This is a genomic window from Pantoea sp. JZ29 (assembly GCF_035190385.1).
Taxonomy (GTDB): domain Bacteria; phylum Pseudomonadota; class Gammaproteobacteria; order Enterobacterales; family Enterobacteriaceae; genus Pantoea; species Pantoea stewartii.
Genome location: NZ_CP045241.1, coordinates 212,563 through 236,685, shown reverse-complemented (window position 1 = coordinate 236,685; position 24,123 = coordinate 212,563). Strand labels below are relative to the sequence as shown.

General features: G+C 54.6%; 17 protein-coding genes, 4 tRNA genes and 3 rRNA genes. 7 read left to right on the top strand and 17 right to left on the bottom strand.

Going from position 1 to position 24,123, the window contains the following annotated elements; translation table 11 throughout:
* Positions 1 to 25: 25 nt before the first annotated feature.
* Entirely contained in the window at positions 26 to 880 is an 855-nt protein-coding gene (locus GC090_RS01105; protein WP_033738318.1) for a PhzF family protein, read from the top strand.
* Positions 881 to 912: 32 nt separating this feature from the next.
* Here GC090_RS01105 and GC090_RS01100 read toward each other — a convergent pair whose 3' ends face one another.
* Complete coding sequence (locus tag GC090_RS01100; RefSeq protein ID WP_324020698.1) at positions 913 to 1,671, bottom strand: SDR family NAD(P)-dependent oxidoreductase; 759 nt, start codon at positions 1,669 to 1,671, stop codon at positions 913 to 915.
* A 115-nt stretch (positions 1,672 to 1,786) separates the two neighbouring features.
* Here GC090_RS01100 and GC090_RS01095 point away from each other — a divergent pair, with 115 nt between their 5' ends.
* From GC090_RS01095 to GC090_RS01085, 3 genes are all read left to right on the top strand, one after another.
* The gene (locus tag GC090_RS01095; protein WP_033738321.1) at positions 1,787 to 2,686 is read left to right on the top strand and encodes a LysR family transcriptional regulator; all 900 of its coding nucleotides are present in this window, start codon (positions 1,787 to 1,789) and stop codon (positions 2,684 to 2,686) included.
* A 39-nt stretch (positions 2,687 to 2,725) separates the two neighbouring features.
* Positions 2,726 to 3,742 carry an inner membrane protein YhjD gene (gene yhjD / locus GC090_RS01090; protein ID WP_110268694.1) on the top strand — a complete coding sequence of 339 codons (1,017 nt, stop codon included), beginning with the start codon at positions 2,726 to 2,728 and terminating at the stop codon, positions 3,740 to 3,742.
* A 262-nt stretch (positions 3,743 to 4,004) separates the two neighbouring features.
* Entirely contained in the window at positions 4,005 to 5,336 is a 1,332-nt protein-coding gene (locus tag GC090_RS01085; protein WP_033738323.1) for an MFS transporter, read from the top strand.
* A 71-nt stretch (positions 5,337 to 5,407) separates the two neighbouring features.
* Here GC090_RS01085 and GC090_RS01080 read toward each other — a convergent pair whose 3' ends face one another.
* Together GC090_RS01080 and ilvC are read right to left on the bottom strand one after the other, a co-directional pair.
* Positions 5,408 to 5,590: a type 2 periplasmic-binding domain-containing protein gene (locus GC090_RS01080; RefSeq protein WP_324020697.1), complete on the bottom strand. Its 183-nt coding sequence runs from the start codon at positions 5,588 to 5,590 to the stop codon at positions 5,408 to 5,410.
* Between the two features lie 311 nt (positions 5,591 to 5,901).
* Positions 5,902 to 7,377, bottom strand: coding sequence for a ketol-acid reductoisomerase (gene ilvC / locus GC090_RS01075; protein ID WP_324020696.1), 1,476 nt, complete (start codon positions 7,375 to 7,377; stop codon positions 5,902 to 5,904).
* Positions 7,378 to 7,538: 161 nt separating this feature from the next.
* On the opposite strand from ilvC, the gene ilvY reads away from it, so the two are divergent.
* Complete coding sequence (gene ilvY / locus GC090_RS01070) at positions 7,539 to 8,420, top strand: HTH-type transcriptional activator IlvY (RefSeq protein ID WP_324020695.1); 882 nt, start codon at positions 7,539 to 7,541, stop codon at positions 8,418 to 8,420.
* Here the strand turns inward: ilvY and ilvA are convergent, their stop codons facing one another.
* From ilvA to ilvL, 6 genes are all read right to left on the bottom strand, one after another.
* Positions 8,421 to 9,968 carry a threonine ammonia-lyase, biosynthetic gene (gene ilvA, locus GC090_RS01065; RefSeq protein ID WP_324020694.1) on the bottom strand — a complete coding sequence of 516 codons (1,548 nt, stop codon included), beginning with the start codon at positions 9,966 to 9,968 and terminating at the stop codon, positions 8,421 to 8,423.
* A gap of 1 nt (position 9,969) precedes the next feature.
* A complete protein-coding gene (gene ilvD / locus GC090_RS01060; protein WP_006121158.1) occupies positions 9,970 to 11,820 on the bottom strand; it encodes a dihydroxy-acid dehydratase in 1,851 nt (616 codons plus the stop codon).
* Between the two features lie 60 nt (positions 11,821 to 11,880).
* Positions 11,881 to 12,810, bottom strand: coding sequence for a branched-chain amino acid transaminase (locus GC090_RS01055; RefSeq protein WP_033738329.1), 930 nt, complete (start codon positions 12,808 to 12,810; stop codon positions 11,881 to 11,883).
* An 18-nt stretch (positions 12,811 to 12,828) separates the two neighbouring features.
* Complete coding sequence (ilvM, locus tag GC090_RS01050; protein ID WP_324020693.1) at positions 12,829 to 13,086, bottom strand: acetolactate synthase 2 small subunit; 258 nt, start codon at positions 13,084 to 13,086, stop codon at positions 12,829 to 12,831.
* Entirely contained in the window at positions 13,083 to 14,729 is a 1,647-nt protein-coding gene (gene ilvG, locus GC090_RS01045) for an acetolactate synthase 2 catalytic subunit (protein WP_324020692.1), read from the bottom strand. The genes ilvM and ilvG overlap by 4 nt, the downstream gene beginning before the upstream one ends.
* 149 nt (positions 14,730 to 14,878) lie before the next feature.
* Positions 14,879 to 14,977, bottom strand: coding sequence for an ilv operon leader peptide (ilvL, locus tag GC090_RS01040; RefSeq protein ID WP_071785161.1), 99 nt, complete (start codon positions 14,975 to 14,977; stop codon positions 14,879 to 14,881).
* A 331-nt stretch (positions 14,978 to 15,308) separates the two neighbouring features.
* Here ilvL and GC090_RS01035 point away from each other — a divergent pair, with 331 nt between their 5' ends.
* Positions 15,309 to 16,829: a YifB family Mg chelatase-like AAA ATPase gene (locus tag GC090_RS01035; protein ID WP_006121162.1), complete on the top strand. Its 1,521-nt coding sequence runs from the start codon at positions 15,309 to 15,311 to the stop codon at positions 16,827 to 16,829.
* 23 nt (positions 16,830 to 16,852) lie between these two features.
* Here the strand turns inward: GC090_RS01035 and GC090_RS01030 are convergent, their stop codons facing one another.
* Positions 16,853 to 17,191: a MaoP family protein gene (locus GC090_RS01030; protein WP_006121163.1), complete on the bottom strand. Its 339-nt coding sequence runs from the start codon at positions 17,189 to 17,191 to the stop codon at positions 16,853 to 16,855.
* A gap of 121 nt (positions 17,192 to 17,312) precedes the next feature.
* On the opposite strand from GC090_RS01030, the gene hdfR reads away from it, so the two are divergent.
* Positions 17,313 to 18,137 (top strand): HTH-type transcriptional regulator HdfR, encoded by an 825-nt coding sequence (hdfR, locus tag GC090_RS01025; protein WP_006121164.1) that lies wholly within the window; start codon positions 17,313 to 17,315, stop codon positions 18,135 to 18,137.
* A gap of 110 nt (positions 18,138 to 18,247) precedes the next feature.
* On the opposite strand, the gene GC090_RS01020 is transcribed toward hdfR, so the two are convergent.
* From GC090_RS01020 to GC090_RS00990, 7 genes are all read right to left on the bottom strand, one after another.
* Positions 18,248 to 18,323 (bottom strand) — tRNA-Trp (locus GC090_RS01020).
* Between the two features lie 8 nt (positions 18,324 to 18,331).
* A tRNA-Asp gene (locus tag GC090_RS01015) sits at positions 18,332 to 18,408 on the bottom strand.
* A gap of 236 nt (positions 18,409 to 18,644) precedes the next feature.
* Positions 18,645 to 18,760: ribosomal RNA gene (gene rrf, locus GC090_RS01010) — 5S ribosomal RNA — on the bottom strand.
* Positions 18,761 to 18,863: 103 nt separating this feature from the next.
* Positions 18,864 to 21,769, bottom strand: a 23S ribosomal RNA gene (locus GC090_RS01005).
* 202 nt (positions 21,770 to 21,971) lie between these two features.
* A tRNA-Ala gene (locus GC090_RS01000) sits at positions 21,972 to 22,047 on the bottom strand.
* Positions 22,048 to 22,195: 148 nt separating this feature from the next.
* Positions 22,196 to 22,272, bottom strand: a tRNA-Ile gene (locus GC090_RS00995).
* Between the two features lie 73 nt (positions 22,273 to 22,345).
* Positions 22,346 to 23,887 (bottom strand): 16S ribosomal RNA (locus GC090_RS00990).
* The 16S, 23S and 5S rRNA genes sit together here with 4 tRNA genes alongside, the layout of an rRNA operon.
* Between the last annotated feature and the right edge of the window lie 236 nt (positions 23,888 to 24,123).

Genomic DNA, 24,123 nt, shown 5'->3' with positions numbered 1-24,123 from the left:
TTTATCTCAATGAAAAGGAGTGACAATGAAGGTTGCGTTTAAACAAGTGGACGTTTTCACCTCGATTGCGTTCAACGGCAATCCGCTGGCCGTCATCATGGATGCGCAGGGCCTCGACGACAGCCAGATGGCGGCGATTGCACGCTGGACCAACTTATCCGAGACGACCTTTGTCCTGCCGCCAGAAGACAGCCAGGCTGACTACCGCGTGCGCATCTTCACCGTACAGGGCGAGCTACCGTTTGCAGGTCATCCCACGCTGGGTACCGCCCATGCCCTGCTTGAGGCGGGCTGGAAAACCAAAACACCAGGCAGGATGGTGCAGCAGTGCGGCGTCGGCAATGTGGTGGTGACAATCGCATCCGATGGTACGCTGGCTTTTGCCGCGCCCAGCGCCACCCTGACGCCCTACCACGATGCCCTGATCAGCACAGCATTAAACAGCGACGCGCTGGATCATTCACAGCCTGTCACCGTGGCGGATATGGGCATTCGCTGGTTGCTTATCCCGATGGTCAGTGCCGAGGCGGTGCGCGCCGTCATACCCGACGTCAACGATCTTGAGCGGTTAATTACCCACGCCAGCGTGGATGGTGTAATGCCCTTTGGCCCGCTGCCCTCGGGAGAAACAGAACAGTATGAAGTGCGGGGATTACTGGTTGAGCACGGCAGCCTGACAGAAGATCCGATTACCGGCAGCGCAAATGCCTGCCTGGCGCGCTACTTCGCGGCTCAGGGTAAACCGCACAATTACCGCGTTCGTCAGGGCACGCAGGTCAGACGTCAGGGCCGGGTGAACGTGGCTTATGAGGGCGAAACCATCTGGATTGGCGGAAAAACAGTGACGATCGTTGAGGGCACAATTGACGTTACGCCCTGAGACACGACAGGGCGACGGGGTCGCCCTTACTGTTACAGTCCCTGCCCGCCCGATGCTTCGATGCGTTGCGCGGTGATCCAGCCGGTTTCCTCGCTCAGAATGGCGCAAATGGCGTCGCCAATATCATCAGGTAATCCGACCCGCCCCAGAGCGGTCAACGCAGCGATGCTTTCATTCACGGCTTTATCGTCACGCACCCGTCCACCGCCAAAATCCGTTTCAATCGCGCCCGGCGCCAGGATATTAACGCGGATTCGACGTTCCCCCAGCTCTTTGGCCTGGTAACGGGTCAGCACTTCCATCGCCCCTTTCATCGCCGCATAGGTGCCCGAGCCAGGATAGGTCAGGCGCGTTAATCCACTGGAGATATTCAGAATGCGCCCGCCGTCGCTGATAACAGGCAGCAGTTTCTGCGTCAGGAAGTACGGCCCTTTGAAATGCACATTCATCAGCGCATCAAATTCCGCCTCCGTCGTCTCGGCAAAAGGTTTGTAGTGACCATGCCCGGCATTGTTCACTAAATAATCAAATGTCTCACGCTGCCAGTGCTGCTGTAAGGTGTTTTTGACATCAGAAATGAAGCGGTCGAACTGGCTAACATCACCCACATCCAGCTGTAGCGCTATGGCGCGGCCGCCTGCGCGCTCAATAGCGTTGACGACGTCTTGTGCTTCGTTTTGATGATTGCGGTACGTCAGGATGATATCCCGGCCTTTTGCCGCCAGTTTTAGCGCTGCATTCTTGCCTAAACCGCGATTTGCGCCCGTAATCAAGACGATTTTACGATTCATGTTGATTTCCTGTTGCAAAATTGAACACAGATTCAGGATATTCGTTAAAAATTGTTCTATAAACGCTTAAGAATACGCAGCACTGTTCCACTTACAACAACAATCGGCAGGCTATATGGATAAAATTCATGCAATGCAGGTGTTCGTCAGAGTTGCAGAGATGGGCAGTTTTACGGCGGCGGCTGACAGCCTTGGGTTACCAAAAGGCAGCGTATCACGGCAAATTCAGGCGCTGGAGAATCTGATGGGCACACGGCTGCTGCATCGTACTACCCGCCGCGTGCAGCTTACTCAGGATGGCCTGGTATACTATGATCGCTGTCTTGATTTGCTGGCGATGATTGGCGATATGGACAGCCTGTTTCAGCACGATCCCGCGACGTTAAGTGGCAAACTGCGGGTCGACATGTCCGTGGCAATGGCGAGCGATCTTATTCTTCCGCGTCTGCCTGAATTCCTTCAGCACTATCCTGGCGTGGAAATTGAACTCAGCAGCAACGATCGCCAGGTTGACGTCATTCGCGAAGGTTTTGACTGTGTGATTCGCGTTGGCGAGCTAAAGGATTCGGGACTGATCGCCCGCCGTATAGGCACGCACACCTTGATTAACTGTGCCAGTCCTGACTATCTTGCGCGTTTTGGCAGGCCGATTCGGCTTGAAGAACTGTCGCAGCATGCAATGGTGCATTACAGCCAACCGTTAGGTCAGGCGGCGCAGGGCTTCGAATACTTCGATGGTAAGCAGTGCCACTATGTGCACACGGGCGGCGTCGTGACGGTGAACAGCACCGAAACCTACCGCGCCGCCTGCCTTGCGGGCCTGGGCATTATTCAGGTGCCGACGGTGGGCATCCAAAAATATCTGGAAAGCGGTCAACTGGTCGAGGTGCTCCATGCGTTCCCGGCCAAACCGATGCCCATTCACTTGCTCTATCCCCATCGCCGGAATGTCGCGCGTCGGGTTCGGGTGTTTATGGAGTGGTTAAGTCAGGTGCTCCAAGAGTATGTCACCTGACAGGCTATAATGTGATTTTAAGGTTCAACAGGAAAGTGAATGTCTATGACAGACGAGCAGGACAACGTAAAAGACGCCAAACCGCTGATCGATATTAAAACCGGCAACAAGTCCGTCGATCGCTCCATCGTGCGCGTATCACGCTTCGCCGCCTGGTTCCAGGCGATACCGGCGGTAGCGCACTTTATTCGCGCGCTGGATCGGTTTAACGATCGCCTCGGCAGCCAGTTTGGTGCCGCCATTACCTATTTTTCGTTTCTGTCGCTCATCCCCATTTTAATGGTGTCTTTTGCTGCCGTGGGTTTCGTGCTTGCCTCGAATCCGGACCTCCTGACCGATATCATCAACAAAATCGTCAGTAGCATCAGCGATCCGTCGCTGGCGACCACGTTAAAAAACACCGTGAACACGGCCATTCAGCAACGCGCAACCGTGGGCATCACCGGTTTGTTGCTGGCGTTGTATTCCGGTCTCAACTGGATGGGGAATTTACGCGAGGCTATTCGCGCGCAGTCACGCGACGTCTGGGAACGTCAACCCGACGATAAAGAGAAGATCTGGAAACGCTATATTCGCGACTTCTTGTCTCTGACCGGCCTGATGCTGGCGCTGGTGATTACTTTGTCACTGACCTCCGTCGCCGGTTCCGCCCAGGCGACTATCGTTAATGCGTTAGGGCTGGATGGCATTGAATGGTTGCGCCCGGCACTGACGATCATCGCGACGTCCATCTCTGTACTGGCAAATTATCTGCTGTTTCTGTGGATTTTCTGGATTCTGCCTCGCCATAAACCGCGCAAAAAAGCCCTGCTGCGTGGCACCTTACTGGCGGCCATCGGGTTTGAAGTCATTAAGTTTGTGATGACGTTGACGCTGCCGAAACTCGCCAGCTCGCCCTCGGGTGCGGCTTTTGGCTCGGTGTTGGGGCTGATGGCGTTCTTCTATTTCTTTGCCCGCCTGACATTGTTCTGCGCGGCCTGGATTGCCACCGCCAAATACAAAGACGATCCACGCATGCCTGAAAAAGGCGCAATGGCCACCCACGAACAGCAGTAACCAGCGAAAAATCCCTGCCCCCGGTTATTTATCAGCCACTTTACAGCATGAATAACCAGGGGGTCACTTTTCTTCAGCGCTTTCACAGAGTATCTCGCCATGTTTATCTCTGTTAACGCTGCCATTCTCCGACATTTCACATCAGGCAAAGATTTTCTACTTTTAGGCAGAGAAAGCCGCGGCTGACGCGGTTTCCAGCCATTGAATGCCGCTATACAGGTGCGTAAGATTCCTTAACGGTATTTAAAAATAAGAAACATTTATGCAAGCCTCCATCTCAGAAACTCTTGATAAACAACATGAGCCAACGCCAGTGAACTCACGCAGTAAAGTCGTTATTGCTTCACTGGTCGGCACCGCCATCGAATTTTTCGATTTCTATATTTATGCCACCGCCGCGGTCATTGTCTTTCCGCATATCTTTTTTCCTCAGGGTGATGCCACTGTCGCCACGCTACAGTCACTGGCGACCTTCGCGATTGCGTTCGTTGCCCGCCCTATCGGCTCAGCGCTGTTTGGTCACTTCGGTGACCGTGTCGGTCGTAAAGCCACCCTGGTAGCCTCGCTGCTGACCATGGGGATCTCTACCGTGGTCATCGGTTTGTTACCCAGCTATCAGAGCATTGGCGTTCTGGCCCCGCTGCTGTTAGCACTGGCCCGCTTTGGTCAGGGCCTGGGACTCGGCGGCGAATGGGGCGGTGCGGCCCTGCTGGCCACGGAAAATGCGCCAGCCAAAAAGCGTGCTCTGTACGGTTCCTTCCCGCAGTTGGGTGCGCCCATTGGATTCTTTTTTGCCAACGGCACCTTCCTGCTGCTCTCCTGGTTGCTGACCGACGAGCAGTTTATGCAGTGGGGCTGGCGCGTGCCTTTTGTACTGTCTGCCGTGCTGGTCCTGATTGGCCTGTATGTGCGCGTGTCGCTACATGAAAGTCCGGTCTTTGCCAAAGTGCAGAAAGAGAAGAAGCAGGTGCGCGTGCCGATTGCCTCACTTCTGAGCAAACATCTGACGGCGACCATTCTGGGCACCTTCATCATGCTCGCCACCTACACGCTGTTTTACATCATGACAGTTTACTCAATGAGTTACGGCACCGCCGCCGCGCCTGCGGGGCTGGGCATCTCACGTAACAGCATGCTGTGGATGTTGATGATGGCGGTCATTGGCTTCGGCGTGATGGTCCCCATCGCGGGCCTGCTGGCTGACCGCTTTGGTCGCCGGAAAACCATGATCACCATTACGCTGATGATTATTGGTTTCTCATTCCTGTTCCCTGTGATGTTGGGTTCCGGCTCTCAGGCGCTGGTGATGGCCTTCCTGCTGCTGGGATTAAGCATTATGGGCCTGACATTTGGCCCGATGGGTGCGCTGCTGCCCGAGCTGTTCCCGACAGAAGTGCGCTATACCGGCGCGTCGTTCTCATACAACCTGTCGTCGATTCTGGGGGCCTCCGTTGCGCCATATATCGCAACCTGGCTGAACGTGCACTACGGCTTATATGCCGTCGGATTGTACCTGGCCTCTATGGCCTTCCTGACGCTGATCGCCCTGATTGCCTGTAAAGAAACCCGGCATCAAACGCTGTATGAAGTGTGATCTCAGGTCACGCTCATAAAAAAACCCGGCTCAGGCCGGGTTTTTTTATGCGTTTCCGCGGCGAAAGCGCGCTATTTCGACTTAAGCCAGGCCATAAAATCGTCGCTAAAAACCCGGATTTTTAGCGGCAGCAGACGGTTGGGTAAGGTGATGGCCCAGGGCGTCATCGGTGTTGTGTTTTCACTGTGCCAGTCCGGCAAAACACGACGCAGTGGACCATCAAGCAGATAGCCGTTTGCGATAAATCTACACACATTGCGCAGCCAGACTTTTCCCGAAGCACATTTGGGGGAAAAGGCGGGGACTGACTGAATGCCGACCCGACCCGCAGCGCACGGCTGTCGCTTCTGTCGCCGTATGCTATGCCCTCAGACATCATCACGAGTATTTTGCTGGCAACCTTACGGCTGGCATGTTCCTTATTCTTGCCGGGTGTCAGTATGTTGGTTACAGGAGCCTTTTACCGCCTGTTATCGTGTCGCCAGGCGCATGCTAAAACAAAAAGGCGCAGCCAGATGGCTGCGCCTTTTTGTCTTACATTTGCTGAAAACGGTGGCGGTGCGACTTAGCCTGCAACCGCGATGCGTTTCATATCGGTCATGTAACCACGCAGTTTGCGGCCAACCTGCTCGATAGGATGCTGACGAATGGCTTCATTAACGTCGCGCAGTTGGGCGTTATCCACCTGCGTGCCGTCAATAGCTTTACCCAGATCGCCCGGCTGCAGTGAGGTCATAAACTCTTTCAGCAGCGGCACCGCCGCAAAAGAGAACAGGTAGTTACCGTACTCAGCGGTATCAGAAATAACCACGTTCATTTCATACAGGCGTTTACGGGCAATGGTGTTCGCGATCAGCGGCAGCTCGTGCAGTGACTCGTAGTAAGCCGACTCTTCGATGATGCCAGCATCTACCATGGTTTCAAATGCCAGCTCAACGCCCGCTTTGACCATGGCAACCATGACAACGCCTTTGTCGTAGTATTCTTGCTCTTCGATTTTGCCGTCGAACTGAGGGGCGGTTTCGAACGCGGTTTTACCGGTCTCTTCGCGCCAGGTCAGCAGCTTCTTATCGTCATTCGCCCAGTCCGCCATCATGCCAGCAGAGAAATCGCCTGAGATGATGTCATCCATGTGCTTCTGGAACAGGGGAGCCATGATGGTTTTCAGCTGCTCAGACAGTGCGTAAGCACGCAGTTTCGCCGGATTAGACAGGCGATCCATCATCAGCGTAATGCCGCCAAATTTCAGGGATTCGGTGATGGTTTCCCAGCCAAACTGAATCAGTTTCTCAGTGTACGCCGCATCGTGACCTTCAGCCACCAGCTTATCGAAGCACAGCAGAGAACCGGCCTGCAGCATACCGCACAGAATGGTCTGCTCACCCATCAGGTCAGATTTCACTTCCGCAACGAAAGAGGATTCCAGCACGCCAGCGCGGTCACCACCGGTGGCAGAAGCCCAGGCTTTGGCGATAGCCATACCTTCACCTTTCGGATCGTTTTCCGGGTGAACCGCGATCAGCGTCGGTACCCCGAAGCCACGCTTGTATTCTTCACGGACTTCGGTGCCCGGACACTTCGGCGCCACCATAACGACGGTGATATCTTTACGGATGGTTTCGCCCACTTCGACAATGTTGAAGCCGTGTGAATAGCCCAGCGCGGCACCGTCTTTCATCAGTGGCTGTACAGCCTGAACCACGGCGGAGTGCTGTTTGTCTGGCGTCAGGTTAACCACCAGGTCCGCCTGAGGAATCAGTTCTTCGTAAGTGCCCACTTTGAAACCGTTGTCGGTGGCTTTGCGATACGAGGCACGTTTTTCGGCGATGGCTTCTGCACGCAGGGCATAAGAAACATCCAGACCGGAATCGCGCATGTTCAGGCCCTGGTTCAGGCCCTGCGCACCACAGCCCACAATCACAATCTTTTTGCCTTTCAGGAAGCTGGCGCCATCCGCGAACTCGTCACGCCCCATAAAACGACATTTGCCCAGTTGCGCTAACTGGTTGCGCAGATTCAGTGTGTTGAAGTAATTAGCCATGGGTACTCCGGTTAAATGTTGTGTTTGCTTTTGTCTGTTGACGGCGTGAGATTCAGCACCGCGAATGACCCCATCATATGACAGGATTTCTGTTGCTTAAATTGATATATTAACAACATTACATTGCAATAATCGCAATGCATTCCTGAGGTGGAACCTGTATGGATTTACGCGATCTCAAATTGTTTTTACATCTGGCAGAAAATTGCCATTTTGGCCGCACCGCACGGGCCATGCACGTCAGTCCGTCCACGCTGTCACGCCAGATTCAGCGGCTGGAAGAGGATGTCGGCCACGCGTTGTTTCTGCGTGATAACCGCACCGTCACGCTCACCGAAGCGGGCGAAAGACTGAAGTTATTTGCACAACAAACCTTACTGCAGTATCAGCAATTGCGCCATGCCATGGATCTCAACGGTCCGTCACTCAGTGGTGAACTGCGCCTGTTTTGCTCGGTGACCGCCGCGTACAGCCATCTGCCGCCCATTCTGGATCGTTTCCGCGCCGAGCATCCTCAGGTGGAAATCAAACTGACTACCGGCGATGCGGCCGATGCGATTGAAATGGTCCAGTCGGGCAATGCCGATCTGGCGATTGCCGGTCGACCTGAATCGCTGCCTGCCAGCATTGATTTCACCACGCTGGGGCTGTTGCCGCTGGGACTGATTGCACCTGCACTGCCCTGTCCGGTGCGCAGTCAGGCGACAGAAGAGGCACCGGACTGGTCACAGATTCCGTTTATCCTGCCCGAGCAGGGACCGGTCCGGCGGGCGATCGAGCTATGGTTCCGCCGTCATCGCATCGTTAACCCATTGATTTATGCGACCGTTGCCGGTCATGAAGCAATCGTGTCGATGGTAGCGCTGGGCTGTGGGATTGCGCTGCTGCCGGATGTGGTGCTGGAGAACAGCCCTGAGCCGGTACGAAACCGTGTGCTGCCGCTGGAAAGCGTGGCGTCCGTCGCACCGCTGGAGCTGGGTGTTTGTGTACAAAAAAAGCGGCTCGGAGAGCCGCTTATCAGTGCATTCTGGCACCAGCTATAGTTACTGGCCTGCCAGGAAGAAGCGGAATGCCGGGTTATGCGTTTCGTCGTGGAAATCGTAACCCAGGTCGGCAAGGTGCTCTTCAAAACGCGGTTCGTCGTTGCCAAGCTCGAAGGCCGTGAGGACCCGGCCGTAATCCGTGCCGTGGCTACGGTAATGGAACAGTGAGATATTCCAGTGCGTGCCCAGCGTTTGCAGAAACTTAAGCAATGCGCCAGGCGCTTCCGGAAACTCAAAGCTGAACAGGCGCTCACGCAGCGGCTTGGAAGGCCGTCCGCCCACCATGTAACGCACGTGCAGCTTCGCCATCTCATCGTCAGACAGATCCACCACCTGATAGCCGTTTTCCGTTAACTGGCTGATGATCTCTGCGCGCTCATCCATCCCGCGCGTCAGCCGCACGCCCACAAAAATGCAGGCTTTGTCGGTGTCGGCATAGCGATAGTTAAACTCGGTAATCGAGCGACCACCCAACGTCTGACAAAACTTCAGGAAGCTGCCCTGCTGTTCCGGGATCGTGACCGCCAGCAGAGCTTCGCGTTGTTCACCCAGCTCACAACGTTCAGAAACGTAGCGCAAACCATGGAAGTTAACGTTAGCCCCCGACAACACGTGTGCCAGGCGTTCGCCCTGAATATCGTGCTGCTGGACGTATTTCTTCATGCCCGCCAGCGCCAGCGCGCCTGAAGGTTCTGCCACGGCGCGCACATCTTCAAACAGATCTTTCATTGCCGCGCAGATCGCATCGCTGTCCACGGTGACGATATCGTCGAGATATTCCTGGCACAGGCGGAAAGTTTCGTTACCGATGCGCTTCACGGCCACACCTTCGGCGAACAAGCCCACGCGCGGTAAATCCACCGGCTCACCAGCCTCCAGCGCCGCTTTCAGGCAGGCCGAGTCTTCTGACTCAACAGCGATCACTTTGATTTGCGGCATCAGCTGCTTGATGAGCACCGCCACGCCCGCGGCCAGACCGCCGCCGCCCACCGGAACAAAAACCCGATCGAGATGTGCGTCCTGCTGCAGCAGTTCCATCGCCAGCGTGCCTTGTCCGGCGATGACCGCCGGATGGTCAAACGGTGGCACAAAGGTGTAACCCTGCTGCGTCGCCAGTTCAATGGCTTTGGCTTTCGCCTCGTCAAAGTTGGCACCATACAGGAAGGCTTCACCGCCAAATGCACGCACCGCATCCACCTTGATGTCCGCTGTCGCCAGCGGCATGACGATCAGCGACTTGATGCCCAGCTTCGTCGCCGATAACGCAACGCCCTGGGCGTGGTTACCGGCCGACGCGGTGACAACACCGCGTGCTTTCTGCTCTTCATCAAGGCCGGCAATCATCGCGTAGGCACCGCGCAGTTTAAAACTGTGCACCGGCTGGCGATCTTCTCGCTTCACCAGAATGGTATTGCCCAGACGTGCAGAGATTTTTTCCATCTTCTGCAGTGGGGTAACCTGTGCCACTTCGTATACCGGTGAACGTAACACCGCACGCAGATACTCGGCACTGCAGGGCGCCTCGGGTAGCGGTTGAGCCTCAGCCATCTTAGCCTCCCAGCTTACTCTTATCGCGCACAGCACCTTTATCGGCGCTGGTCGCGAGCGATGCATAGGCGCGCAGGGCAAACGACACGTCGCGCTGACGGTTCATCGGCGTGTAAGCTGCGTCACCACGGGCTTCCTGCTCTTCACGGCGGGCATGCAGTTCATTATCCGGTACGGCCAGTCTGATACCGCGGTTTGGGATATCGATATCGATGATATCGCCATCTTTCACCAGCGCGATGGTGCCGCCGTTAGCGGCTTCAGGTGAGGCGTGACCAATTGACAGGCCAGAGGTGCCGCCAGAGAAGCGACCGTCGGTGATCAGAGCACAACTTTTACCCAGCCCCATCGACTTCAGGTAAGTGGTGGGATACAGCATTTCCTGCATGCCCGGCCCACCTTTTGGCCCTTCGTAGCGGATCACAACCACGTCACCCGCTACCACTTTGCCACCGAGGATAGCTTCAACAGCGTCATCCTGGCTTTCATAGACTTTAGCCGGGCCGCTGAACGTCAGAATCTCTTTATCGACGCCCGCGGTTTTTACGATACAGCCATCTTCGGCAATGTTGCCGTAGAGCACGGCCAGACCACCATCCTGGGAATAGGCATGTTCGCGCGTACGGATACAGCCTTCAGCGCGGTCATCATCCAGCGTGTCCCAACGGCAACTTTGCGAAAACGCCTGAGTCGTTCGAATACCGGCTGGCCCCGCACGGAACATGTCCTTCACCGCCTGATCCTGAGTCAGCATGATGTCGTACTGATCGAGCGTTTCACGCAGGCTCTGCTGCAGAATGTTACGGGCGCTGGTGTCAATCAGCCCGGCACGATCCAGCTCGCCGAGAATACCGATGACGCCACCCGCACGGTGCACATCTTCCATGTGATATTTCGGCGTGCTCGGTGCCACTTTGCACAACTGAGGAACTTTGCGTGACAGGCGATCGATATCAGAGATGTTAAAGTCCACCTCACCTTCCTGCGCGGCAGCCAGCAGGTGCAGAACGGTATTTGTAGAGCCGCCCATAGCGATATCCAGCGTCATGGCATTTTCAAACGCGGCTTTGGTGGCGATGTTGCGCGGCAGCATATTCACATCATCCTGCTCGTAATAGCGTTTGGTCAGGCTGACGATGCGCTTACCGGCGTTAATGAACAGCGCTTTACGGTCGGCATGGGTGGCCAGCAGTGAACCGTTACCCGGTTGTGACAGGCCGAGGGCTTCGGTCAGGCAGTTCATTGAGTTTGCGGTGAACATGCCCGAACAGGAGCCGCAGGTTGGACAGGCGGAGCGTTCAATCTGCTCGCTGTCAGCATCGCTGACGTTCGGGTTAGCCCCCTGGATCATGGCATCCACCAGATCCAGCTTAATGATCTGATCGGACAGTTTGGTTTTACCGGCTTCCATTGGGCCGCCGGAAACAAAGATCACCGGAATATTCAGGCGCAGTGCGGCCATCAACATGCCGGGGGTGATTTTGTCGCAGTTTGAAATGCAGACCATGGCATCAGCACAGTGCGCGTTCACCATGTACTCGACAGAGTCGGCAATCAGCTCACGTGAAGGCAGAGAATACAGCATGCCGCCATGGCCCATGGCAATACCGTCGTCCACCGCGATCGTGTTGAACTCTTTGGCCACGCCACCTGCCGCTTCGATTTGCTCGGCAACCAGCTTACCCAGGTCACGCAGGTGTACGTGGCCCGGCACAAACTGGGTGAATGAGTTAACGACGGCGATAATCGGTTTGCCGAAATCATCGTCGGTCATTCCTGTTGCGCGCCAGAGGGCACGGGCACCAGCCATGTTGCGGCCGTGGGTGGTGGTAGCGGAACGGTACTTAGGCATGCTCTTTACTCCAGTCAAAATAAGATCGCGGACATCCAGCGACATCCGCGCAAGGTCTGGTTATGCGTTAACCGGGTCCAGCCAGCCCCATTTGTCTTCGGTCTCGCCGGTAAACAGGCCAAAGAATGCCTGCTGAATGCGTTTGGTGACGGGCCCACATTTGCCTTCGCCAACCTGAATGCGATCCACGCTGCGTACCGGGGTGATTTCTGCCGCCGTGCCGGACATAAAGACTTCGTCAGCCAGGTACAGAGATTCACGAGACAGTGCCTGTTCACGCACTTCGATGCCCATATTACGCGCCAGCGTGATGATGGCATCGCGGGTGATGCCCGGCAGTGCAGAGGAGGTAAACGGCGGGGTAAACAGCACGCCATCTTTCACTTCAAACAGATTTTCGCCTGCGCCTTCTGAAATCAGGCCATTGGTATCCAGCGCAATGCCTTCCTGATAGCCATGGCGGCGCGCCTCACTGCCTACCAGCAGGGAAGACAGATAGTTGCCGCCCGCTTTTGCTGCGGTTGGCAATGTGTTTGGCGCAACGCGGTTCCATGAAGACACCATGGCATCAATGCCGTTTTCCAGCGCTTCAGCACCCAGGTAAGCGCCCCACGGGAACGCTGCAACAATCACATCCGTGGTGAAGCCATCCGGCGGGTTCACGCCCAGACCGACATCGCCCACGAAAGCCAGCGGACGGATGTAGGCGCTTTTCAGGTTGTTCACGCGAATCACTTCACGGCAGGCTTCCATCAGTTCATCAACGCTGTGCTTGATCGGGAAACGGTAAATTTTGGCGGAATCGTGCAGACGCTGCATGTGCTCGCGGTGACGGAAGACGACCGGGCCTTTGTGTGAGTCGTAGCAGCGCACGCCTTCAAATACCGAGGTGCCGTAATGCAGAGCGTGAGACATCACGCTGACTTTCGCCTCTTCCCACTTAACCATTTCGCCATTGAACCAAATGAAATCTGCTTTCTTGGTGCTCATTATTATTTCCTTTCGCGACTACGCGCGGATTTGTTGTGATGTCTGTTGTTGAATCTGGACGCAGGCGACATCCATCAGTTTGCTTAACTGGGAAGACAGTAAATCGACAGAGCGCTGGCTGGCAACGGTCATTTCGATATTAATGTTTTCGGCATTAGCCATAGTCGCCATGTTCATTGAACACACCTGAAAGCCACGATGGCGTACTACACGTAAAATGCGTTCCAATATTTCAGGTCGAAAGCGCGCTTCGATAGACAATTGATGCTGGTTCATACGGTTTTCTCCATCATGTTGGCGTTGCTGGCACCGGGCGGTACCAATGGCCAGACGTTTTCATGCTCATCAATTGACACGTGCAGGAAATAAGGACCTCCACTGTTCAGCAGAGCATCGATTGCGGCGTCGACCTGATCTTTACGGGTGATTCGCTGGCCCGGGATATCAAATGCGCTGGCCAGCGTGAGGAAGTCGGGGTTGTCGGTCAGGATGGTTTCACTGTAGCGACCGTCAAAAAACAGCTGCTGCCACTGGCGAACCATGCCCAGACGCTGGTTATCCAGCAGCAGAATTTTCACAGGCAATTTGCCACGCTTAATGGTGCCCAGTTCCTGAATATTCATCATGATAGAGCCGTCGCCCGAGACACAGATGACGGTATCGTGAGGGCGCGCAACCTGTGCGCCGATTGCCGCAGGCAGGCCAAAGCCCATGGTGCCTAAGCCACTGGAGGTGATGAAATCTTCAGGGGCGTCACAGGCTATATGCTGGGCCGCCCACATCTGATGCTGACCTACGTCGGTGGTAACAACAGTGTTTGCCGGTTTGCGATCGGACAGTTGTTTCAGTAATAACGGCGCATAGATGGCTTCACCGGGATGATCGTAGCGCCACGCATGCTGTGCTTTCAGCGCCATGACTTCGTCGCGCCACGCCTGTATCTGTAAAGGCTGGCTCAGGGCCGGCAGGACATGGTTGAGATCGCCTTGCAGCGACACATGTGCACGGCGCAGCTTGTTCAGTTCTGCAGGATCCACATCCAGATGGATCACGCTGGCCAGCGGGGCGAAGGTGTCCAGTTTACCGGTGACGCGGTCGTCAAAACGGGCACCTACCGCGATTAACAGGTCGCAGGACTGGACGGCCAGATTAGCGGCCTTAGTGCCGTGCATGCCCAGCATGCCCAGATAACATTCGCTGTCGGCATCCACACTTCCCAGGCCCTTCAGCGTGGCAACAGCGGGAATGCCGGTTTCCTGCATCAACGCGCGCAGTGCCGGCACCGCTTGCGCCATGCCGACGCCACCGCCGACATACAGCATAGGTTTTTTGGCCTGCGCCATCATTGCCCGCGCGTCAATAATTGCCTGATGCGGCATCGACATCGCTTCTTCCACCGGCATCAACTGCGGTGAAGGTTCCCCTTTTGCCAGCTGAATATCCTTTGGGATATCGACTAATACCGGCCCGGGGCGACCCGACTGCGCAATGGCGAACGCCTCGGCCATCACGGAAGGCAAATCATCCAGCGATTCAACCATGAAGCTGTGTTTGGTGCAGGCTAACGACAGACCGAGAACATCGATTTCCTGAAAGGCATCCGTACCGATGAAGGCAGAAGCGACCTGACCGGTCAACGCGACAACCGGCACGGAGTCCATCATGGCATCAGCCAGGCCGGTGATCAGATTTGTTGCACCGGGACCCGAAGTGGCAATGCAGACACCGGTTTTACCGGTTGAACGGGCATAGCCGATTGCGGCCATCACCGCGCCCTGCTCGTGACGGCACAACAGGTGTTCGACGCCGCCGTCGTATAGCGCATCGTACACTGGCATGATGGCGCCGCCAGGGTAACCAAATACGGTATCAACGCCTTGTGCGCGTAAAGCCTGAACTACCCATTGTGCACCTGTCATCGTTATTCTCCTGTCGCCTGAGGGGAACAACAGAATTTTATGCTACTGTTCATTGTTTGTTCCTTGCAGATTTACTGAATTTTGCCAGGTCAAAAAAAAACCCCCGGACCTTTCGGTGCGGGGGGTTTTTTAGAGTTCTGGCTTGATTTTTAAGCCTTTCTTGCTCCAAGCGTTGCCCCGCACAGTGGGTTAATAATCACCACCACGCTAATCACGACAAGGCTAATCACTAGTAGAAGGGCTTTCATAACGTATTCGATTCTTTAACTCGTTCGAAGTAATGCCTACAGAGTTATCATAGTTAGTAGGCTAATTACAATATTTTTTATCAGGTTTTTTATTGCGGCCCATTGCGTTCTTTCGTTATCAATTTGTAATTAAAAGATTATTTTATTGAGCCCCGACTTTGACAAAAAAACCATGCCGATGCGGTTATACCGCGTTCAAAGTCCGGTTCCACAAAAAAAAGCGTGCGGATGTATAGTGCGCAAATAAATCACGGCGCAGCTTACATTTTGTCCTTTTGGCCCTCGCCGTCATTGAAGCGCCAGGGCAGACTTGCCGCATTTGGGAGCGGCCATGTCTTTGTCAAAAGTTCTGACACGTGCAGCCATCGGGGTTGATGCGCCGCTGGTGACTATTGAAGTCCATATCAGCAACGGATTGCCTGCCCTGACGTTGGTGGGCTTACCGGAAACTACCGTCAAGGAGGCACGCGAACGTGTCCGTAGCGCCATCATTAACAGCGGCTTTGACTTCCCTGCCCGGCGAATCACCATCAATCTGGGCCCGGCCGATCTGCCTAAGGAAGGCGGGCGCTACGATTTGCCCATGGCTGTCGCCATTCTGGTCGCGTCTGAACAGCTCCCTGCAGAGAAGCTGGGCGGATATGAGTTTCTGGGCGAGCTGGCGCTAAACGGCGCTCTGTGTGGTGTACAGGCCGCCATTCCGGCTGCCCTTGCGGCGATTAAAGCTGGCAGGCAGTTGATTCTCTCAGCAGAAAACCAGACTGATGTGGGTTTAATCCGTAAAGGCTCAACGCTGGTAGCCGCCCATTTGATCGACGTTTGTGCTTTCTTACACAACAGGGGTGAACTCACGATTGCCACCGCCCACGCCGATAACACCGACGAAATCACAGACGATCTTCGCGATATTGTCGGGCAGGAACAAGGACGCCGTGCCCTGGAGATCACGGCGGCCGGTGGACATAACCTGATGCTGATCGGACCGCCAGGCACAGGCAAAACCATGCTTGCCACTCGTTTACCGGGCATCATGCCGCCATTAAGCGATCAGGAGGCCTTAGAATGCGCAGCGATAGCCAGCCTGAGTAATGCGGGCCCTGTGCATCATTCATGGCGTAAAAGGCCGTTCAGGGCCCCTCATCATAGTGCTTCACTGTATGCGCTCATTGGCGGTGGCGCATTGCCCCGTCCCGGCGAGATCTCGCTGGCCCATAATGGAGTGCTTTTTTTAGATGAATTGCCTGAATTCCAGCGCAGCGTTCTGGATGCATTGCGCGAACCCATTGAGTCCGGTGAAGTCGCGATTTCGCGAGCCAGGGCTAAGGTGGTTTACCCTGCACGTTTTCAGTTAGTCGCTGCGATGAATCCCAGTCCGACAGGACACTATCAGGGACAGCATAACCGCACCTCACCGCAGCAGATTTTACGCTATCTCAGCAAACTTTCCGGCCCCTTCCTTGATCGCTTTGATCTGTCGCTGGAGGTGCCATTGCTACCGCCGGGACTGTTAGGCCAGCAACAGCAGACGGGAGAAAGTTCTGTGGCGGTACGCGAGCGCGTGCTTGTTGCCCGGCAAAGACAGATTGCGCGTTCAGGAAAAATCAACGCTCATTTAGCTAATGCGGAGGTATTACGGTGGTGTGCGCTTTGTTCAGCGGATGCGAAGTGGCTGGAGTCTGTTTTAAATCAGTTGGGCTTATCAGTACGGGCTTGGCAGCGGATCCTGAAAGTGGCGCGCACGGTGGCCGATTTGGCCGGTGAAGAGACGATCAGCCGTTATCATTTGCAGGAAGCCGTCAGTTACCGAAGCATTGACCGCCTCATGACCTATCTTCATAACAACCTGCAGTAAAAAGGGGCTTTCGCCCCTTTTCATTAATCGTCGCTTTCTGTGTAGTCTTCAACGGTATCCATTTGTGGCTTACCGCCTGACAGCGTGTGAAAACGCTTAGGACGCTTGATACGGGTCATGTATTTGGACCAGACACGTTCTGCTTCCGTCTGCGGCTCACGGACACCACGACATACCTCGATGAACAAACGCTCTTCTTCTGTCGCTGGTTCACGTTTGGCAAGATCCAGCTCATTAAACGCGACGCCGTGGCGTTCAAGTAGCTGTGCTTCTTTAATCGTAAAGTCCCCATGACGCGAAAATCCGCGTGGGTAATGTTTGTTATCAAAGAAACGATTTTCCGTTGAGAAGCTTTCCGCCATGTTACACGCTCCTGTTTCTCTTATGGCCGTGCTATTTATGGCGCGGAGTATTAGATACGCTTGACAGAGTGTAAAACAAAACATTTAAATCTATACGACAAACAAATTTTGGGAGAAGGCTGTGGATACGGAATTACTGAAAACTTTCCTGGAAGTGAGCAGAACTCGCCATTTCGGGCGTGCTGCAGAAGCACTTTACTTAACGCAGTCTGCTGTCAGTTTTCGCATCCGCCAGTTAGAAAACCAACTGGGAGTGAATCTTTTTACCCGACACCGCAACAACATCCGTTTGACCTCGGCAGGTGAGCGTCTTTTGCCTTACGCGGAAAGTCTGATGAATACCTGGCTTATGGCGAAGAAAGAAGTGTCGCACACGCAGCAGCATCATGAGCTGTCCATTGGTGCCAGCGCCTCACTTTGGGAAGCCTATCTGACGCCATGGCTTCAGACACTCTACGAAAACAGGGAAAGTCTGCACCTGGAAGCGCGTGTGGCGCAGCGTCATTTGTTAGTTAAACAGTTGCATGAACGCCAACTGGATTTATTGATTACGACGGAAGCACCAAAGATGGATGAATTGACCAGCCAGCAGATAGGTCATATTTCGCTGGCACTGTTTCGTTCCCGGCAGACCGAAAAGCGTGAGAAATATGACTATATTAAGCTGGAATGGGGCGCGGACTTTCATCAGCACCAAAGTTATCTTTCCGGCGGGGACGATGTTCCGGTATTAACAACGACATCAGCACAGGTGACGCGTGAATTGTTGCACACGACAGGAGCCTGCGCGTTTCTGCCCGAGTTCTGGCAAAGCTTGTACAGCGACCTGATAGTGATGCCCGATACGTCTGTGGCGGTGCGGCCTTTGTATGCGGTATGGCTGCAAAACAGTGATCAGCAGACGTATATCCGTCAGTTGCTGAAGTTTCCAGTCGTACCGAATTAAAGAGAGGGAAGAAAGCGAGGATTAAGCCAGTCTTTGCTGGCTGGTTTTCTGTTTTGCTTTTCTTAAGGCAAAAAAAAATCCTTCGCATACGCAAAGGATTTTTCTTTTTCTGGCAGGGGCGGAGGGACTCGAACCCCCAACACCCGGTTTTGGAGACCGGTGCTCTACCAATTGAACTACGCCCCTAAAAAGGGTGGCGGAACGGACGGGGCTCGAACCCGCGACCCCCTGCGTGACAGGCAGGTATTCTAACCAACTGAACTACCGCTCCACCGATTCTGTACTGATCGCAGAAAAACGTTCTGCTGTCAGGTGTTTCGCCCTTCCGCGTCACCGGTAAGGTCATGACCAGCGTGCTGGTCTTAATTTAATGCCTGGCAGTTTATGAATCACGCGTGATTCACCCTTCGGGCCGCTGCGTTGCAGCGTTCAAAAGCGTTCGCTTTTGTCCTGCTCTCTGTCGAGTAGCGAACTGCCCGAAGTTACGTGCAGGTTTGTTAATTTAATGCCTGGCAGTTCCCTACTCTCGCATGGGGAGACCCCACACTACCATCGGCGCTACGGCGTTTCACTTCTGAGTTCGGCATGGGGTCAGGTGGGACCACCGCGCTACAGCCGCCAGGCAGATTCTGTCTGCCGCACCGCCCCCTCGGGCCGCACGGCGTTATCCGGTAAACAAGGCTGAAAATTCTTCTGTCTCTCAAACCAAAACGCCTCTGGCGTTGTAAGGTTAAGCCTCACGGGTCATTAGTACCGGTAAGCTCAACGCATCGCTGCGCTTACACACCCGGCCTATCAACGTCGTCGTCTTCAACGTCCCTTCAGGAGGCTCGGAGCCTCAGGGAGAACTCATCTCGGGGCAAGTTTCGTGCTTAGATGCTTTCAGCACTTATCTTTTCCGCACTTAGCTACCGGGCAGTGCCACTGGCGTGACAACCCGGACACCAGCGGTGCGTTCACTCCGGTCCTCTCGTACTAGGAGCAACCCCCCTCAATTCTCCAGCGCCCACGGCAGATAGGGACCGAACTGTCTCACGACGTTCTAAACCCAGCTCGCGTACCACTTTAAACGGCGAACAGCCGTACCCTTGGGACCTACTTCAGCCCCAGGATGTGATGAGCCGACATCGAGGTGCCAAACACCGCCGTCGATATGAACTCTTGGGCGGTATCAGCCTGTTATCCCCGGAGTACCTTTTATCCGTTGAGCGATGGCCCTTCCATTCAGAACCACCGGATCACTATGACCTGCTTTCGCACCTGCTCGAGCCGTCACTCTCGCAGTCAAGCTGGCTTATGCCATTGCACTAACCTCCTGATGTCCGACCAGGATTAGCCAACCTTCGTGCTCCTCCGTTACGCTTTGGGAGGAGACCGCCCCAGTCAAACTACCCACCAGACACTGTCCGCAGCCCGGATCACGGGCCCACGTTAGAACACCAAACATTAAAGGGTGGTATTTCAAGGACGGCTCCACGCAGACTGGCGTCCACGCTTCAAAGCCTCCCACCTATCCTACACATCAAGGCTCAGTGTTCAGTGTCAAGCTGTAGTAAAGGTTCACGGGGTCTTTCCGTCTTGCCGCGGGTACACTGCATCTTCACAGCGATTTCAATTTCACTGAGTCTCGGGTGGAGACAGCCTGGCCATCATTACGCCATTCGTGCAGGTCGGAACTTACCCGACAAGGAATTTCGCTACCTTAGGACCGTTATAGTTACGGCCGCCGTTTACCGGGGCTTCGATCAAGAGCTTCTCCTTACGGATAACCCCATCAATTAACCTTCCGGCACCGGGCAGGCGTCACACCGTATACGTCCACTTTCGTGTTTGCACAGTGCTGTGTTTTTAATAAACAGTTGCAGCCAGCTGGTATCTTCGACTGGCCTCGGCTCCGGGAGCAAGTCCCTTCACCTACGCGCCAGCGTGCCTTCTCCCGAAGTTACGGCACCATTTTGCCTAGTTCCTTCACCCGAGTTCTCTCAAGCGCCTGGGTATTCTCTACCTGACCACCTGTGTCGGTTTGGGGTACGATTTCGTGTTACCTGATGCTTAGAGGCTTTTCCTGGAAGCAGGGCATTTATCACTTCAGCACCGTAGTGCCTCGTCGTCACGCCTCAGTGTAAAGTGCACCGGATTTGCCTGGCGCACACACCTACACGCTTAAACCGGGACAACCGTCGCCCGGCCGATATAGCCTTCTCCGTCCCCCCTTCGCAGTAACACCAAGTACAGGAATATTAACCTGTTTCCCATCGACTACGCCTTTCGGCCTCGCCTTAGGGGTCGACTCACCCTGCTCCGATTAACGTTGAACAGGAACCCTTGGTCTTCCGGCGACAAGGTTTTTCACCTTGTTTATCGTTACTTATGTCAGCATTCGCACTTCTGATACCTCCAGCATGCCTCACAGCACACCTTCAACGGCTTACAGAACGCTCCCCTACCCAGCAACGCTTACGCGTCGCTGCCGCAGCTTCGGTGCATGGTTTAGCCCCGTTACATCTTCCGCGCAGGCCGACTCGACCAGTGAGCTATTACGCTTTCTTTAAATGATGGCTGCTTCTAAGCCAACATCCTGGCTGTCTGTGCCTTCCCACATCGTTTCCCACTTAACCATGACTTTGGGACCTTAGCTGGCGGTCTGGGTTGTTTCCCTCTTCACGACGGACGTTAGCACCCGCCGTGTGTCTCCCGTGATAACATTCTCCGGTATTCGCAGTTTGCATCGGGTTGGTAAGCCGGGATGGCCCCCTAGCCGAAACAGTGCTCTACCCCCGGAGATGAGTTCACGAGGCGCTACCTAAATAGCTTTCGGGGAGAACCAGCTATCTCCCGGTTTGATTGGCCTTTCACCCCCAGCCACAGGTCATCCGCTAATTTTTCAACATTAGTCGGTTCGGTCCTCCAGTTAGTGTTACCCAACCTTCAACCTGCCCATGGCTAGATCACCGGGTTTCGGGTCTATACCCTGCAACTTAACGCCCAGTTAAGACTCGGTTTCCCTGCGGCTCCCCTATACGGTTAACCTTGCTACAGAATATAAGTCGCTGACCCATTATACAAAAGGTACGCAGTCACACCACGAAGGTGCTCCCACTGCTTGTACGTACACGGTTTCAGGTTCTGTTTCACTCCCCTCGCCGGGGTTCTTTTCGCCTTTCCCTCACGGTACTGGTTCACTATCGGTCAGTCAGGAGTATTTAGCCTTGGAGGATGGTCCCCCCATATTCAGACAGGATACCACGTGTCCCGCCTTACTCATCGAACTCACAACTCATGCACCTTTGTGTACGGGAGTATCACCCTGTACCCTGCGACTTTCCAGACGCTTCCACTGATGCACAAGCTGATGCAGGTTCTGGGCTCCTCCCCGTTCGCTCGCCGCTACTGGGGGAATCTCGGTTGATTTCTTTTCCTCGGGGTACTTAGATGTTTCAGTTCCCCCGGTTCGCCTCATGCCGCTATGTATTCACTGCATGATAGTGTGACGAGTCACACTGGGTTTCCCCATTCGGGTATCGCCGGTTGTAGCGGTTCATATCACCTTACCGGCGCTTATCGCAGATTAGCACGCCCTTCATCGCCTCTGACTGCCAGGGCATCCACCGTGTACGCTTGGTCGCTTAACCTCACAACCCACAGGCGTTTTGCGCTTGCGTGTTATGAGCTTTTGAGAGACCCGAACGCATCGTGCTGTGTTCCTTATTACGGAGGAACACGACGTGCGTCGTTTCAAATTTTCAGCTTGTTCCGGATTGTTAAAGAGCATAATACTTCGCAGCACACCGTCGCCGGTACGCTCTGAAGTATTGTCAGAAAAAACAGCAAGTATGGTGGAGCTAAGCGGGATCGAACCGCTGACCTCCTGCGTGCAAGGCAGGCGCTCTCCCAGCTGAGCTATAGCCCCATACAGTTACTGCAGAGACCACTACTACCACTCAACCGAGTACACATTCTTCGCATGGAGGAATGCAATTTCTTCTCAGGCAAGGCATGCGGAAGGGAAGTTTACCTCTGTAAACGACCGCGCGCATAACGCAGCATGAGGAGAAATTTGGTAGGCCTGAGTGGACTTGAACCACCGACCTCACCCTTATCAGGGGTGCGCTCTAACCACCTGAGCTACAAGCCTGTAGAGGTTTTTTCTGCTCGTGACTTTCTATCAGACAATCTGTGTGAGCACTTCGCACGAAGGTATCTTCAGGTAAGGAGGTGATCCAACCGCAGGTTCCCCTACGGTTACCTTGTTACGACTTCACCCCAGTCATGAATCACAAAGTGGTAAGCGCCCTCCCGAGGGTTAAGCTACCTACTTCTTTTGCAACCCACTCCCATGGTGTGACGGGCGGTGTGTACAAGGCCCGGGAACGTATTCACCGTGGCATTCTGATCCACGATTACTAGCGATTCCGACTTCACGGAGTCGAGTTGCAGACTCCGATCCGGACTACGACGCACTTTATGAGGTCCGCTTGCTCTCGCGAGGTCGCTTCTCTTTGTATGCGCCATTGTAGCACGTGTGTAGCCCTACTCGTAAGGGCCATGATGACTTGACGTCATCCCCACCTTCCTCCGGTTTATCACCGGCAGTCTCCTTTGAGTTCCCGACCGAATCGCTGGCAACAAAGGATAAGGGTTGCGCTCGTTGCGGGACTTAACCCAACATTTCACAACACGAGCTGACGACAGCCATGCAGCACCTGTCTCAGCGTTCCCGAAGGCACCAATCCATCTCTGGAAAGTTCGCTGGATGTCAAGAGTAGGTAAGGTTCTTCGCGTTGCATCGAATTAAACCACATGCTCCACCGCTTGTGCGGGCCCCCGTCAATTCATTTGAGTTTTAACCTTGCGGCCGTACTCCCCAGGCGGTCGACTTAACGCGTTAGCTCCGGAAGCCACTCCTCAAGGGAACAACCTCCAAGTCGACATCGTTTACGGCGTGGACTACCAGGGTATCTAATCCTGTTTGCTCCCCACGCTTTCGCACCTGAGCGTCAGTCTTCGTCCAGGGGGCCGCCTTCGCCACCGGTATTCCTCCAGATCTCTACGCATTTCACCGCTACACCTGGAATTCTACCCCCCTCTACGAGACTCAAGCCTGCCAGTTTCAAATGCAGTTCCCAGGTTAAGCCCGGGGATTTCACATCTGACTTAACAGACCGCCTGCGTGCGCTTTACGCCCAGTAATTCCGATTAACGCTTGCACCCTCCGTATTACCGCGGCTGCTGGCACGGAGTTAGCCGGTGCTTCTTCTGCGGGTAACGTCAATTGCTGAGGTTATTAACCTCACCACCTTCCTCCCCGCTGAAAGTACTTTACAACCCGAAGGCCTTCTTCATACACGCGGCATGGCTGCATCAGGCTTGCGCCCATTGTGCAATATTCCCCACTGCTGCCTCCCGTAGGAGTCTGGACCGTGTCTCAGTTCCAGTGTGGCTGGTCATCCTCTCAGACCAGCTAGGGATCGTCGCCTAGGTGGGCCGTTACCCCGCCTACAAGCTAATCCCATCTGGGCACATCCGATGGTGTGAGGCCCGGAGGTCCCCCACTTTGGTCTTGCGACGTTATGCGGTATTAGCTACCGTTTCCAGTAGTTATCCCCCTCCATCGGGCAGTTTCCCAGACATTACTCACCCGTCCGCCACTCGTCACCCGAGGAGCAAGCTCCTCTGTGCTACCGTCCGACTTGCATGTGTTAGGCCTGCCGCCAGCGTTCAATCTGAGCCATGATCAAACTCTTCAATTTAAAGTTTGATTTGCTGCAACCAGTGCAGCGATGCTCAAGGAAAACGTCGTAATGAATTTCAATACGTGTTCACTCTTAAGACTTGATATTTTTTTGCGTCCGGAGACGCGGATATCAATCCTGCGAGTGCCCACACAGATTGTCTGATAAATTGTTAAAGAGCAGTGCCACACTTCTCTGTGGCGCGGGCTGCATATATTACGCTTTCCGCTTTATGAGTCAAGCACTTATTTTTG